At 72.3% G+C, this 13,749-nt stretch carries 16 protein-coding genes; 8 read left to right on the forward strand and 8 right to left on the reverse strand.

What is annotated here, in order from left to right; translation table 11 throughout:
• Nucleotides 1–90: 90 nt before the first annotated feature.
• Nucleotides 91–1,953 carry an eCIS core domain-containing protein gene (locus ABTZ54_RS35680; protein ID WP_502997180.1) on the reverse strand — a complete coding sequence of 621 codons (1,863 nt, stop codon included), beginning with the start codon at nt 1,951–1,953 and terminating at the stop codon, nt 91–93.
• A 133-nt stretch (nt 1,954–2,086) separates the two neighbouring features.
• The gene (locus tag ABTZ54_RS04960) at nt 2,087–2,503 is read right to left on the reverse strand and encodes a DUF3592 domain-containing protein (protein ID WP_351657326.1); all 417 of its coding nucleotides are present in this window, start codon (nt 2,501–2,503) and stop codon (nt 2,087–2,089) included.
• 201 nt (nt 2,504–2,704) lie between these two features.
• On the opposite strand from ABTZ54_RS04960, the gene ABTZ54_RS04965 reads away from it, so the two are divergent.
• The gene (locus ABTZ54_RS04965) at nt 2,705–3,028 is read left to right on the forward strand and encodes a DUF6980 family protein (protein WP_351657327.1); all 324 of its coding nucleotides are present in this window, start codon (nt 2,705–2,707) and stop codon (nt 3,026–3,028) included.
• 4 nt (nt 3,029–3,032) lie between these two features.
• Here the strand turns inward: ABTZ54_RS04965 and ABTZ54_RS04970 are convergent, their stop codons facing one another.
• The 3 genes from ABTZ54_RS04970 to ABTZ54_RS04980 all read right to left on the reverse strand — a co-directional run bounded on the left by ABTZ54_RS04970 (nt 3,033) and on the right by ABTZ54_RS04980 (nt 5,168).
• Nucleotides 3,033–3,503: a hypothetical protein gene (locus tag ABTZ54_RS04970; protein ID WP_351657329.1), complete on the reverse strand. Its 471-nt coding sequence runs from the start codon at nt 3,501–3,503 to the stop codon at nt 3,033–3,035.
• A gap of 88 nt (nt 3,504–3,591) precedes the next feature.
• Entirely contained in the window at nt 3,592–4,491 is a 900-nt protein-coding gene (locus tag ABTZ54_RS04975; RefSeq protein ID WP_351657331.1) for a helix-turn-helix domain-containing protein, read from the reverse strand.
• Nucleotides 4,492–4,751: 260 nt separating this feature from the next.
• A complete protein-coding gene (locus ABTZ54_RS04980; protein WP_351657333.1) occupies nt 4,752–5,168 on the reverse strand; it encodes an ATP-binding protein in 417 nt (138 codons plus the stop codon).
• A 142-nt stretch (nt 5,169–5,310) separates the two neighbouring features.
• On the opposite strand from ABTZ54_RS04980, the gene ABTZ54_RS04985 reads away from it, so the two are divergent.
• From ABTZ54_RS04985 to ABTZ54_RS05010, 6 genes are all read left to right on the forward strand, one after another.
• The gene (locus tag ABTZ54_RS04985) at nt 5,311–6,174 is read left to right on the forward strand and encodes a helix-turn-helix domain-containing protein (protein ID WP_351657335.1); all 864 of its coding nucleotides are present in this window, start codon (nt 5,311–5,313) and stop codon (nt 6,172–6,174) included.
• A complete protein-coding gene (locus tag ABTZ54_RS04990) occupies nt 6,171–6,362 on the forward strand; it encodes a DUF397 domain-containing protein (RefSeq protein WP_351657336.1) in 192 nt (63 codons plus the stop codon). The genes ABTZ54_RS04985 and ABTZ54_RS04990 overlap by 4 nt, the downstream gene beginning before the upstream one ends.
• A gap of 6 nt (nt 6,363–6,368) precedes the next feature.
• Entirely contained in the window at nt 6,369–6,602 is a 234-nt protein-coding gene (locus ABTZ54_RS04995; RefSeq protein ID WP_351657338.1) for a DUF397 domain-containing protein, read from the forward strand.
• 38 nt (nt 6,603–6,640) lie between these two features.
• Nucleotides 6,641–7,153, forward strand: coding sequence for a DUF1203 domain-containing protein (locus ABTZ54_RS05000; protein WP_351657340.1), 513 nt, complete (start codon nt 6,641–6,643; stop codon nt 7,151–7,153).
• An 85-nt stretch (nt 7,154–7,238) separates the two neighbouring features.
• Nucleotides 7,239–7,880 (forward strand): hypothetical protein, encoded by a 642-nt coding sequence (locus ABTZ54_RS05005; RefSeq protein ID WP_351657342.1) that lies wholly within the window; start codon nt 7,239–7,241, stop codon nt 7,878–7,880.
• A gap of 103 nt (nt 7,881–7,983) precedes the next feature.
• Nucleotides 7,984–10,050, forward strand: coding sequence for a CARDB domain-containing protein (locus ABTZ54_RS05010; protein WP_351657343.1), 2,067 nt, complete (start codon nt 7,984–7,986; stop codon nt 10,048–10,050).
• A gap of 75 nt (nt 10,051–10,125) precedes the next feature.
• On the opposite strand, the gene dapB is transcribed toward ABTZ54_RS05010, so the two are convergent.
• Entirely contained in the window at nt 10,126–10,923 is a 798-nt protein-coding gene (gene dapB, locus ABTZ54_RS05015; RefSeq protein WP_351657345.1) for a 4-hydroxy-tetrahydrodipicolinate reductase, read from the reverse strand.
• A gap of 144 nt (nt 10,924–11,067) precedes the next feature.
• Between dapB and ABTZ54_RS05020 the strand changes: the two genes are divergently transcribed.
• Entirely contained in the window at nt 11,068–11,502 is a 435-nt protein-coding gene (locus ABTZ54_RS05020; RefSeq protein ID WP_351657347.1) for a hypothetical protein, read from the forward strand.
• Between the two features lie 19 nt (nt 11,503–11,521).
• Here the strand turns inward: ABTZ54_RS05020 and ABTZ54_RS05025 are convergent, their stop codons facing one another.
• Entirely contained in the window at nt 11,522–12,010 is a 489-nt protein-coding gene (locus ABTZ54_RS05025) for a VOC family protein (RefSeq protein WP_351657349.1), read from the reverse strand.
• A 70-nt stretch (nt 12,011–12,080) separates the two neighbouring features.
• Complete coding sequence (locus tag ABTZ54_RS05030; protein ID WP_351657351.1) at nt 12,081–13,544, reverse strand: amidohydrolase family protein; 1,464 nt, start codon at nt 13,542–13,544, stop codon at nt 12,081–12,083.
• Nucleotides 13,545–13,749 lie beyond the last annotated feature (205 nt).

The raw sequence follows: 13,749 nt of genomic DNA on the forward strand, positions 1-13,749 counted from the left end.
CACGGTGTACGCCCTGATCGGGCAGGGTGATTGTGCATCACAGGGCGCCCCCAACTCGCAGCCGTTGCCGTTCTGTTGATGTTCTGTGGCCTAGCCCGCCGGTTGCGGCGGCTTTCGGGTGCGCGTGGTGAGCGGGTTGATGATCATGTTCTGGCCGCCGCCGTACTGCTGCTCATGGAAGGACTGGCCCTGATCGGTCCCGTACATGCGGAAGAACCAGCGGGTCGGCGCCTGGACGTCCTTGGAGAGCCGGGTGTACTCCGACTTCGCGTCGAGCCCCGCTTTCTTCGCTTCCCTCTCCACCAGCTCTTGCAGGAGCCGCATGAAATCGATGCCCTCGGGGTTCTGCGGGTAGTCCGGCTTGCCGAAGAGTTTGTTGATCTTCGCCGTGAAGGTTTCCTCGTAGTTGACGACCAGCTCGTTGTAGAGCATGCGCTGGGCGTCGCTGAAGTTGTCGCCCCTGGTGTAGTTCTCCAGGGTCACGCGGTCGCCGCCGGCCTGGGCGACCACGCCCGCGAAGTGGAGGTTCCACGTCAGGCCCCCCGGTACCTGGGGGCCGCCGGGGGCTGCGTAGTCCATCTGGTCGAACCTGCCGTTCTCGCCGATGGAATAGATGCCGAAGGCCTCGCCGATCGACGGGGCCGCGTGCTCGTTGGCGCCGAGCTCCTGGGCACCCTGCAACCCTCCGGCCGCGTGCGCCAGGCCGTAGCGCTCGCCGAGAGTTGTCGGGTCGCCCGCCTGGCCGTTCGGGCCGTAGAGCAGCCTGCCGGCGAGCTCCTTCGCCGAAAGGACCGTTCCGTCAGGTGTGGTGTGTTTCTGGGGCGCCGGTGCGAGGTGGGGATCGCCCTCGCGGCTGACCCAGCTCCCCATCCCGATGACCCCGCCCGCGACGCGGACGCACTGGTGCTCCACGAGGTTCGCGAACTGCTCGGCGCGGAAGGCGCCGCCGCGTCTGATCGCGGTCACCTTCTGAAGGGTCCTGGGCGTGCCGTCGTCGTCGACGGTGATCGTGGTGTTCCCGACCCGTATGAGCTCGATCGCGCTCCCGGCGTTCGCCAGGGCCTCGTTGGCCTCGGTGAGGCGGGCCGCGGTGGCGTAGAACTCCTTCGGCTCCTCCTCGCTCTCCATCACGGCGAGTGAGAAGTCCTGTGAGACGCGCACCTGCGTGGCGGCGGTGGCCGCGTGGGCGGTGACCACGTGGTCGATCGCGTACGGCAGCTGGCCGGCGGTGTCGTTGTCGTCCAGCACTCCGCTCAGGGCCTGCGTCTGGAAGTGCGGGCCGTCTCCGCCGCCGGTCGTGACCGGCCGCGTGGTGTAGCGCTGCACGGCCGGCATGGCCTCGGGTACGGGGCCGGCCGTCTCGCTCCCGGCGCGCTGGACGGTGTCGGGTGCGGGGCCCGCAAGGGCCCGTGCGGCGTTGGTCTCGGCTTCGCGCTCGAACCGGTCGGAGGGGTCGGAGACCCTGAGGCCGGATCCGTTGTCGGTCCCGGCGACGGGGCCCTGCCGCTGCTGGATGACGTGGGTCAGTTCGTGCGCGAGGGTGTGCCGGTCCGCGCCGCCGTCGCCGATGACGACGTGGCTGCCGGAGGTGTAGGCGCGGGCGCCGACCTCGGCCGCGGATGCCTTCGCGGCGCTGTCGGTGTGGATACGTACGTCGGAGAAGTCCGCGCCCAGTCGGGACTCCATGTCGGTACGGGTGGCCTCGTCCAGCGGCCGCCCCGGCGCGCGCAGGACGCCGTGTACGGCGGAACGCCGCACCGAGGCGGCCGCGGGGTGCCCGGCCAGCCGCAGCATCTGGACGACGGCGGCGTTGCCGGCGGTGGCCTGGAGGCCCATGAGGCCCTGCGGTTCCACGGCGCGGGTCGGTGGCTGCTTCCCGACGGGCGTACGTTCGCGGTCGGCCCGATCGGCCCGGTCGGCCTTGTCGCGCCTGACGTTCTCGGGACCGTTCAAGGGACACCGCCTCCACGGGAGTTCAATGCCTGGCACCTCAGGCTAGGGTCTGCGTCCACGACCGAGACGAAGACCGACGCGGCTTGGCCGGAACCGCCACTCGGCGCGCGCGGTCGAGGCCGACCCGGCTCCCTCAGGAGAGCAACTTGCTGACGCACATCGCGGTCAGCGCTCCGCTGCACGACGCGGCCAGCAGAGCCATGAAGATGCTCTCCTGGGGATATCCGTCGACCTGCACTCTGGTCGGCCGGGCTGGGTCGTAGACGACACCGACCTTTTGCCGGGGGCCCTGTCGTTCGGGCGGGTGGGGCTTGCCCGTAAGGGATTCGGCTTCGACTCGGGCACCCCCCGGCGGAGTGAAGGCGACGACGAGGAAGTATCGGGGATCCCCGTCGGTGTCCTTCTCCTCACGAACACCGACCACCTCGGCCTTGATCCGCTTGCCGCGGACCATGAGGCGAAAGCCGACCCACGCGCTGGCGAGGCAGGCGACGGCGACGAAGCCGCACATCAACGCGCCCAGCCCTGCGACGATGTCTATGGAGGTCACGCCCACAACGTAGCTGGCCACCTGCGCGGCTGTCGCGGGCGTCACCGGAGCGCCTGGCTGCCCCCCCCCAGCAACTCCGCACCCCCTGCGCCGTATCCTCCTCGACCTCGTCGAGGTGGCGCCGTAATCCACTCGGCGATCAGCACCGACCATGGTCTACTTCTGGCCACCGTATCGATCGACGACGAGACGCCCGAGGTCATGACCAACCACTGCTGCGAGACGATGAACCGGCAGGTGAACGTGGCCTGCGACCAGCACGCCGACCCCTTCTCCTGCCCGGACGCGCTGGTCGCGTTCAGCGCCAAGTTCCAGGAGTACGGGCTGATCATCCACGACGGCGGCACGGCGACGAGCACCATCGAGTTCTGCCCCTGGTGCGGACGGCGTCTCCCCGAGTCGCAGCGGGACCGGTGGTTCGACGAACTGGAGCGCCGCGGGATCGATCCGTGGGAGGACGAGGTCCCCGCCGAGTTCGAGGACGCCCGCTGGCTCGCCTCCACGGAGCCCGCCCAGGGCGCGTGACGGCTCACCGGGCGGGGCCCGAGTGGACATGGCGGGCCAGGCTCCACGTCGCGACCGGGAGGATCGGGGTCACGACGGTGGGCACGAGGGCGCCGGCGACCAGCGCGGCCACGTCGAGCGCCCCCGCGCGTTCGCACGTGCCCCCGGTGGTGCCGCAGCGCGTGTCGAACGAGTCCCCGGGCGCCATGCTGTCCGCGCCCGCCGCCGCCAGCCGCCCGCTCACGACCGTACGCCCGTCGTTGGACGTGAACGTGCCGGTGCACGCGGTAAGCGGCCCTCCCTTGCCGCCGCTCTCCACCTCGCAGGCCGTCGCGACGAACCGCCCCCGCTCACTGCCGATCCCCATCCCCGTCCCGACCGCGCTCCACGCCCGCGCGCACATCCACACCATGAACACCGTGACGAACGCCCCGCCCAGCACGACCAGCCCCCGGGCCGCCCATGTCCCGGCCGCCGTCAGTTCCCCGTTCGCCATGCGCCGCACGCTCCCACCCGCCCGGGCTCCCCGTCATCGCCGCTCTTCGGCAGCGAAGGCGCCCGTTCCTTGCCGGGGCTCCGACCGGTCAGGCCGCCGCCGTACCCGCACCCGTACGGGCCTGATCCTCGCGGCAGTCGGCGCACAGGCCGTCCGGGCCCGGCGTGCCCCGGAAGGGGCGCCCGCAGTCGTCGCACTCCGGGAATGGCGAGCGGGGGGACGTGATCGTCATCCACCCGCCATGGCGTGCCGGTGCGGGGGTCGGGGGCAGGGGTGGGGGCAGGAGGGTGGTGAGGCGGTGGGCGAGGAGGGCGGCCGGGTGGGCCAGGTTGGCCGGGAGTGCCGCCGTCAGCGTGCGGAGCACCGCTTCCGGGTGGGCGCCTCTGTCCAGCCAGACCGTTACGTCCGGGGCCAGGCGTGCGATGTCGCGTTCGCCGAGGAGGAGGCGGGGGTCGTGGACGCGGAGGCTTGCGAGGAGGGTGGCGGCGGGGTGGTCGCGTTCCGCGAGCGGCGGGGGCGGCGGCGGGAGCGGGTGCGGCCTGGCCGGGGGGTCCGACGGCTCCGGGGGCTCCGAGCGCGGCGGGGGCTCGGGCTTGTCCTTGGGGTTCCGAGCCCCTACGGGCTTCCCCGTCTTCCGTACGGGGTCGGGCTCAGCCCCCGGGCGGTTGTACGAGATCGTGCGCGGCACGAAGCGGCCGTCGGGGAGGCGCTCCCTGGTCCGCTTCAGGCAGCCGGCCGCCTCCAACTGCCGCAGGGCCGCCGCCACCCGCAGCTCGCTCTCCGCGTGGACGGCCGCGATGGCCTTGATCCCGACGGAGGCGCCCGGAGGGAGTGCCTGGAGGTAGGCGTGCAGGCCCTTCGCCGTCAGGGACAGCGTGCGGTGCAGGGCGACGTCGTTGCTGATGACCGTGTAGCGGGTCGTCAGGCGGACATTGACGTGTACGAGCCCGGAAGCGGGCGCGGGCGCGCTAGTCTTCTTCGTATCCATCGGGAAGGTTTCGCTTCCTCGGTGGTCAGGCCCTCGATCGGGATTCGCAGTCCCGGCCGGGGGCCGACGTATGTGTGGGGTTGTCGGCGTGAGCATATGCCAGGCAACCGGGCAGAAATCCAGCCCAGTTGGCGCAAGTCACTCGACCGAGTGACGGGCCGCCTCGGGGAGGCTGGAGGGGTTGGGAGGGTATTTCCCCCGGTTCTTTAAAGCCTTTACGTCGTGGCCCTCCGCGTCGTGGACGCCCGCGACGCGGGCCGTTACGGCAGGGCCAGTTCCGCCCAGACGGTCTTCCTGGGCGGGGGCCCCACCCGAACGCCCCAACTCCCCGCGAACGCCGCCACGAGCAGCAGCCCGCGCCCCGATTCCGCCTCGCCGGGGCTGCCGACGCGCGGGAGGCGGTCACCCCTCGTGTCCGTGACCTCGATACGGAGCGTGTGCGCGGCGGCGTACAGCCCGAGCCGGAAGTCCCGGCCCGGCACCCGCCCGTGCGTCACGGCGTTGGCCGCCAGCTCCGCCACGATCTGCGCGGCCGTCTCCGCGACGGGCTCCAGCTCCCACGAGCGCAGCTGCTCGACGGCGAGGAGGCGGGCGAGGCGGGCGCCTCGGCGGGTGGCGGAGAGCTGGATTCCGAATTGGCGTACGGACGCCAAGAGTTGGGTTGGTTCCTGATTCATGTCACCCAGGGTGGCGGGGTGTGCTTACGCTGCCCATCGAACAGGTCATTACGTACGGTCACTGTCCCGAGACTGTCCGGCGCTGTCTTGCCTGTCTCGGACGTCGCACCGGGTAGGGGCCGCCACAAGGAGGTGGGCGCGAATGAGCGTGGACGAAGCGGACGGCGTCGTCGTGAAGCAAGGCTGGGAGGTCGACCCGGACGACGAAGCGGGGAAGGCCATCCTGGCCGGGGTCGGCCGCGCGCTGAAGGCGTGGCGAGAGGCGAAGGGGCTGCGGGCTGCCGAGATGGGCGGCCTGACCGGCTACGGCGAGGACATGATTCGGAAACTGGAGCGGGGCGATCGGATCCCGCGCCCGGAGTTCCTGGACAAGTTCGACGCGGTCCTGGGGGCGAACGGGCTTGTCGCCGAGATGAAGAAGGACATCGAGGAGGTCCGCTATCCGAAACGGATCCGGAATCTCGTGAAGCTGGAGCGGCGAGCGGTCGAGTTCTGCATGTACAGCAGCTACAACATCCACGGTCTGCTTCAGACCGAGGAGTTCTCGCGGGCGATCATGCGTACCTGGCGTCCGGCGTACGGTCCGGACGAACTGGAGCGGTACGTGGCGGCGCGGGTTGCCCGCAGTTCGGTACTGAAGAAGAGTCCGGCGCCGGAGTTCAGCTTCATCCAGGAAGAGGTGTCGCTGCGGAGGCCTGTTGGCGGGAGGGGGGTACTGCGTCGGCAGCTCGAACATCTGCTTGCGGTAGGCGAGATGCCGCACGTGGAGATCCAGGTGATGCCGACCGAACGTGCCGACCATCCCGCTACCGGAGGACCCATCGCAGTCCTGAAATTCGCTGACGGCACGGCCGTCGGGCGCATGGACGGCGACTTCCACGGCCGCCCGGTCACCGACCTCAAACGGCTCAGGCTCCTGGAACTTCGCTATGGCATCATCCGGTCCAAAGCCCTCACTCCTGCGGAGTCGCGGGACTTCATCGAGCAACTGCTGGGAGAGACATGAGCGCCACTTCCGCACGGCATTGGTTCAAGAGCAGCTACAGCGACAGCAGCGATGGCAACGACTGCATCGAGGTCGCCGTCACCCCCGGCACCGTGCACATCCGCGACTCCAAGGACACCGAGGGCCCGCGCCTCGCGCTCGGTCGCGACTCCTGGGCCGGTTTCGTGGCGTACGCCTCGGGGGAGTAGCGGACCGTGGACTGGTTCAAGAGCAGCTACAGCAGCAGCAGCGAGGGTGACGACTGCGTCGAAGTCGCCCTCGACTGGCTCAAGAGCAGCCACAGCAGCAACAGCAGCGGTGAAGACTGCGTCGAAGTCGCTGCCACCCCCGGCACCGTCCACGTCCGTGACTCGAAGGACCGGGCCCGCGCCGCCCTCGGCTTCGGGCCCGGGGCCTGGACCGCGTTCCTGAGCTCCGCGTCCGAATAGCGCCAGCGTCCAGGCCGCGTGCGCGTGACTCTGGACGCATGGCAACCACCTACACCGCACAGCCCATCCCGCCCACCGCCCTCGCCGAGCTGCGCCGCAGCGACGACGCCGGGCGGGACTGTGTCCCCTACACCGTGACCGACGACGACGGCGTCGGCAGCCCCCTGCGGTGCTGCCTGCGCGGCGCGGTGGCGGGCGATCGGATCGCGCTCGTCTCGTACGCCCCGCTGCGCCGGTGGGCCGCCGGGGCGGGGGTCGACCCGGGGGCGTACAGCGAGCAGGGGCCCGTGTTCATCCACGCCGAGGAGTGCGGCGCGCCGGACGAGGACCCCAAGGCGTACCCCTTCGACCGCAGCGGCGCGCTGCGCACCCTGCGGCGGTACGACGCCCAGGGGCGGATCGCCGGCGGGCGGCTCCTGGAGATCCCCGAGGAGCCCGCCGAGGGCTTCGACCGGGGCTTCGACGACGCCTTCGCGGACCCGGACGTCGCCTTCGTGCACGTGAGGGCTGTGGAGTACGGCTGCTTCCTGTTCACCGTGCCGCGCCCCTGACGCGTCCTCCCGCATCTGTTCGGCCGGGTGGTCGGGCCCGTACGCTCGGTGGCCTTGAAGCTGGGGTTCTGAGGGGGAGTTCACGGTGCTCGGGAGCGAACTGGCACGGCTCGCGTTACTGCTGCTGACGGAGGGCGGGGACGGCGTCGGCCCGGCCAGGGTTCGGCTGCTCGTCGAGGACCGGCTGCGGACCAGCGAGCTCGGGGCCGCCGCCCTCGCCCGGTTCCGGGCGGAGCCCGGGGAGGGGAGCCTCGGGATCGTGGTGTCCGTCCTGGGCGACGAGATCGACCGGGACGGGACCTTCGCCCACTTTCTGGCGGAGGCCGTGGCCGAGGCGCGGGGTGGTCCGGCGGAGCCGGTGGGGCCGGTTCCGCCCGCGCCGCCGGTGCCGCCGGTGATGCCCGTGGTGTCGCCGACGTACCCGAAGCCGGACGGCCGGGGCCCGCTCCCCGCCGAGCTCGCCGGACGGAGGGTGTGGGTCTGGCTGCTCGGGATGCCCTCGATGGTCGCCGCCGCCGCTCTGGGAGTGCTGATCAGCAGCATCGGGCTCTTCGGCGCCGGCGCCGTGCTCGGCGTCGTCCTCACGTTCGGCGGCCCCGTCGCCTCCATCGTCCTCGCGGCCCGGACCCTGCGCCGCTACCGCGACGGATCCGTGCTCGCCGCGCTGATCGTGAGCTCCGTGCTCCTGCTGTGGATCCTGGGCGTCTTCCTCTCCCGCGTCGTCTGACGCTTCCGGGTCCAAAGGCCTTCCAAGTGGGGCTGGAGGCCCCGTAAGGGGAGGTCGAACGCGGGAACGGGGGGCCGGATGGTCGCCCTAGGCTCCTTTGATTATGCGTAGGAAAAATCTGAGGGCCGGGCTGGGCGGGCTCACCGCGATATCCCTGCTCGTGCTGCCCGTGGCCTCCGTGGGAGCGATCACGGGCACGGCGGCCGCCGCCGACCCGTCGCCGACCGCGTGCGACGGGACCGTCTCCCTCACCAACGGCGGTTTCGAGCAGCCGGCCATTCCGGACAACACGTTCCGCTTCGTGGCCGACAGCACCGTCCCTGGCTGGGAGACCAGTGAGACGGACCGCAAGATCGAACTCTGGTCGAGCGGCTACAAGGGCGTCCCGGCGGCGGAGGGGCGTCAGTTCGCCGAGCTGAACGCCAACGAGGACTCCACCCTCTACCAGGAGGTCGCGACCACCCCCGGCGAGGTACTGCGCTGGCGGCTCGACCACCGGGGCCGCACCGGCCAGGACACCATGGAGGTGCTCATCGGCGCGCCCGGCGGGAGCCTCGCCTCCCAGGGGCAGCTCACCGACGGCAAGGACGCGTGGGGCGAGCACTCGGGGACGTACAAGGTGCCCGAGGGGCAGACCACGACCCGGTTCGGATTCCGCGCGGTCTCCACCGCGAACGGCGACCCCACCACCGGCAACTTCCTCGACGGCATCAGCTTCGGCACCGGGCCGTGCCTCGTCACCACCAAGTCGGTCACGAATACGGACGACCACTCGCCCGCGCAGGTCGGTGACGTGCTCGAATACACCCTCGACGTACGCAACGGCGGCGGCGACCGGGCCGTGGACGTGGTCCTGGACGACGTGGTGCCCAAGGGAAGCGCCTACGTGCCGGGCTCGCTGAAGGTCGTCCAGGGCGCCGGCGCCGGGCAGCGTACCGACGCGGCCGGTGACGACAGCGCCGAACTGCGCGGGGACGCCGTACGGTTCCGGCTCGGCGCGGGCGCCACGGCGGAGAGCGGTGGCAGCCTCCAGCCCGAGGAGCGGGCGGTCGTGTCGTTCCGCGTGAAGGTCCTGACGGAGGCCGTCGGCGGCACCGTCGACAACACCGCCACCACCGGCTACGCCGACCCGCTCCACGAGGGGACGCTCACCGTCACCTCCAACACCACGGTGACGCCCGTCGGCCCCGCCGCCGACCTGGCGGTCACCAAGACCGCCGTGGACGAGCAGGTCGCGCCGGGCGAGACCGCCCGCTTCACCGTGACGCTGAAGAACAACGGCCCCTCGGACGCCGAGGGTGTCACGGTCACCGACACGGTCCCGGCGGGGCTCGAACTCGTCTCCGGGACGACCAGTACGGGTTCCTTCGACGCCGCCACCGGCATCTGGGCGGTGGGCAAGCTGGCCGCCGGAGCCACGGCCGAACTCACCGTCGAGACGCGGGTGAACGCGACGGGCGAGCTGACCAACCACGTGGTCGCCCGATCCGAGGACACCCCGGACCCGGATCTGTCGAACAATGAGGACGACGCGACGGTGACGTCGGTGACGGAGCCGGAGCCGACGCCGGATCCGACGGTGGATCCGACGCCGGATCCGACGGTGGACCCGACTCCGGACCCGACGGTGGACCCGACTCCGGACCCGACCGTGGATCCGACTCCGGACCCGACGGTCGACCCGACCCCGGATCCGACGGTGGACCCGACCCCGGATCCGACCGTGGATCCGACTCCGGACCCCACGGTAGACCCGACGCCGGACCCGACGGTGGATCCGACTCCGGACCCGACCGTGGACCCGACCCCGGACCCCACGGTGGATCCGACGGTCGACCCGACCGTGGACCCGACGCCGGATCCCACGACGGACCCGACCACGGACCCGACCACGGATCCGACTACCGACCCGACCACGGACCCCACCACCGACCCCACCCCGCACCCCACCACCGACCCGACCGGCTCGCCGGATCCCACCCCCACGTCGGATCCGACCCACACGCCCGGTCCCACCCACAGCCCGGCTCCCGCGCCCAGCGACGGTGGCGGCGGCGGTGGACTGGCCAGTACCGGTACGACGGCCCTCGTGGCGGGAGTCGCCGCCGTGGGCTGCATCGCGGCGGGAGTGCTGCTGCGTAGGAGCGGCCGCAGGTCACGGCGTTCGTAGCGTCGGGACGACGACGGTTCGAGGCCCGGCCCCGCTCAAGGGGCCGGGCCTCGGGCGTGCCGGCGACTCGGCGCCTCAGCCGAAGAGGACCGAGCCGAGCCCCCGCCGTACCCCCGTCGTGTCGCCCACACGGCGGACGGCGAGCAACGTGCCCGCCGTGTACGGGTCGGGGGTCGGGCCTGCGTCGTGGCGCAGGGCGAGGCGCTCGCCGTCGCCGCCGAAGACGACCTCCGTGCTGACCACGAAACTGGGGAGCCGCACCGAGTGCACCCTGCTGCCCGCCACGTCCGCGCCCCTCGCCTCGACCGGGCCGTGCAACTCGGCCAGCGGGACGCCCTGTTCGGGGGTACGGGTGGAGCCCAGGGTCTCGGCGAGTTCGCGGGCGGTGCCGCTCGGTACGTCGGGCTTGGTGGCGCTCGCGTAGTCGATGATCTCCCAGTGGTCCAGGTGCTCCGCCGCCAGCTCGGCGGCGCGGGCGAGGACCGCCGCCATGACGGAGAAGTTGCCCGCCGCGATCACCCCGACGCCCCGCGCGCGGGCCAGGGTGTCGAGTTCGGCGTAGTCCTCGGCGGTGAGGCCGCTGGAGCCGACGACGACGTGGACGCCCGCCTCAACAGCCGCCCAGACATTGGCCCGTACCGCCGAGGCGCTCGTGTAGTCGATCAGCACGTCGGCCGGTTCGGCCGCGAGCGCCTCGGCGACCGAGCCGTACACCGTGCCCTCGGAGCGGACCCCCGCCACCTCGGTCAGCGGGCGGCCCGCCGCCGAGCGGGAGACCCCGGAGACCAGCTCCAGGTCGGTGGCGTGGGCGATGCCCGCGAGGATGGGCGGGGCGGTCCAGCCGGTGATGCCGGCGAAGCAGATGCGGATCATTCGGTCACTGTAGGTCGGGAGTCCGGCCGATCGCGGTAACACGGCGTCCACGGCGGGCCGTTGATGCCCGGTGGCCCCCTCGGCCCTTGCCCGGCCCGCGCGCCCATCGGCTACGCTCGCCCGGCCCCGTCGGAAGGAACCCGTATGCAGGTCACTGCCGAGCGCGCCCGGACCGGCTCCCGCCGATGGGCGCTGCTCCCCGTCGGCGGCGCGCTCCTCGTCGGGGCCGCCGTCTACGAGCGCCTGCCCTTCGAGGTGGCGCCCCCGCGCACCTACGCCCTCTGCCACGACCAAGGCTCGCTGACCGTCATCCTCGCCGTCGTCGCCCTCGTCCTGCTCGGCGCCCTCCTGGCCTGCGCGATCGGCGTGCTCCACCTCGTCGTCGACCCGCCCGCCCGGCTGACCGCGCCCCTGGTCTACGCGGCGGTCGCGTTGATCGCGGTCGTGGGCGCCGACGGCCTGGACCACGTCGGCGCGGGCATCGCCGCCCGTACCGAGGCCCGTTACGCGCACGTCGCCGCCGACGCCTGCCAGTACCCGAACCCCGCGTACCAGGAGACCCCCGGCTGGTTCTTCTGACGGGTGCCGTCGGCCGGGCTCAGTGCACGCAGTACTCGTTCCCCTCGGGGTCGGCCATCACCGTCCAGCTCCCGCCCTGCTCCGCCATCTCCCGCAGCACCGTGGCGCCGAGGGCCGTCAGCCGGGCCACCTCCGTCTCCCGGGTGCCCGGTGCGGGGTGGAGGTCCAGGTGGAGGCGGTTCTTGACGGTCTTCGGCTCCGGGACGCGCTGGAAGAGGACGCGGCGGCCCAGGCCGGTGTCCGAGGCCGGGTCGAAGGGGTCGTCCGGGTGCCGGACGGCGGCCAGGTCCCGCCAGGCGGCGCGGCCTCGGACGGTGAGCGTGGCCTCGGCCGGGGCGGCTCCGGCGGCCAGCAGCCGGGCGATCAGCGCGCTGTGGTCCTCCTCCCGGTAGCCGAGCGCGGCGGCCCAGAAGGCGGCCTGCGCGTGCGGGTCGGCGCAGTCGACGACCAGCTTCCAGTGCACGGGAGTTGGCGGTGTCGGAGGTGGCGGTGGCGGTGGCGTTGTCATGGGGCCGTTTATACGGGAGGCGTCTGACAGTCGGCGGGAGGCCGCGACCGGCGCGCCCGCCGGGGGGCGGTCAGCCCGGCGGCGTTCCGCAGAACGCCTGCGCCAGGTTCGCGGCCGCCCACACGTCCGCTTCCGCGCTGTGCCGGAGGATCTGCTCGGCGGGCGCGGGCACGAGGCCGCCCGCCTTCCGTACCCACGCGTCGCGCGCGTTCTCGGCGGCGTGTCCGAGGGCGGGCAGGTCGACGTCGACGAGACGGCCCGCTCGCTTGAGGACGCGGCCCGCGACCATCACGAGGTCCACGTCGGCCGGTCCCGCCTGAAGGACGACCGCCTCGGGGCGGGTCGGCCGCGGCAGCAGGTTCGGGTGGGCGCCGCCGACCACGATGACGTCCGCCTGCTTGCCGGGCTCCAGGGTTCCGACGCGGTCGCCCAGGTTGAGCGCTTCGGCGCCTCCCCGGGTCGCCCACGTCAGCGCGTCCCGGACGCTGTAGGTGAGGTTCACCGGCATCTCGCCCCGCCGGTTGTAGGCGTCGTTGTCGACGCAGCGCTGGAACTGGAGCGCGAGCCGCATCTGCGCGAAGAGGTCGCCGGAGCCGGCCGTGGCGACGTCGGTGCTCAGGGAGGGCAGGAAGCCGTGCTCGATGCTCCTGCGGATCGGCGGGTGGCCCATGCCCATCTGGAGCTCGGTCTCGGGCGCGATCGACACCTTGGCGCCCGCCTCGGCCAGGGCGCGCCATTCGCCGTCGGTGAGGTTGGTGCAGTGGATGTGCAGTTGCCCGGGGCGCAGCAGGCCGCGGTGGCGCAGCTCGCGTACCCCCGTGGTGAAGACGGTGCCCCACAGGGCATGGCTGTGCGAGGCGGTGTGGAGCGCGAGGGCGTCGCCCAGGGCGACCTCCGCCTCGGTCAGCGGGAAGGGCACGGCGCCGAGCAGGCTCAGGGCCAGCGCCATCGTGACCCGGCCGGCGTCGCCCGACAGGGTCTCCTCGCGCAGGCGCCGGGCGTCGTCGAGGCGCTCGCCGTGGTCCTTGAACGTGGCGACGCCCTCGTCGTACGCGTGCATCCCGTACGCGTGGACCGCGCGGACCCCGGAGGCGGCGAGGGCGTCGACGGCGGCGCGGGCGTGGTCCGGCGAGTTGACCGCGTCGCAGTAGTCGAGCACGGTCGTCACGCCGGCGTTGACGGCCTCGATGGCGCTCACGCGGGTGGACAGCGCCAGGGTCTCGGCGTCGACTACCTTGCCGCACCGGTCGTGCAGCGTGTCGAGGAACGTGAGCAGCGACATGTCGGCCGACTCGCCGCGCAGCAGCGCCATCCACATGTGCCGGTGCGTGTCGATCATCCCGGGCATGATGACGCCGCCGCCCGCGTCCAGGACCTCGGCGTCGACGGAGGCGAACTCCTCGGCCGGGCCGACCCCCACGATCTCGTCGCCCTCGACGAGCACGGCGCCGTCGGGGATGTCGAGCGCGCCGGGCGCCATGGTCACGACGGTGCCGCCTCGAATCACGGTGCGACCTGCGGGCGTGCTGCTCATCATCGGTCTCCTCGCGTACGTCCGATTCCGCTGCCCGGTCCCCGGCGTCCCGGTCCCCGGCGTACGGGGCGGACCCTCGGCAGGCGGCGGCTCGATCACCCTGGACGGCACGGCGCGCCAGGTCGGGCTGACCAAGCCGGGGCTGATGTACCACTTCCCGACCGAGGAAGCCCTGATGCTCGCCGTCGTCGACCATGTCGCCGAC

Origin of the sequence: Streptomyces sp. NPDC094032 (assembly GCF_040303965.1) — a bacterium.
Taxonomy (GTDB): Bacteria; Actinomycetota; Actinomycetes; order Streptomycetales; family Streptomycetaceae; genus Streptomyces.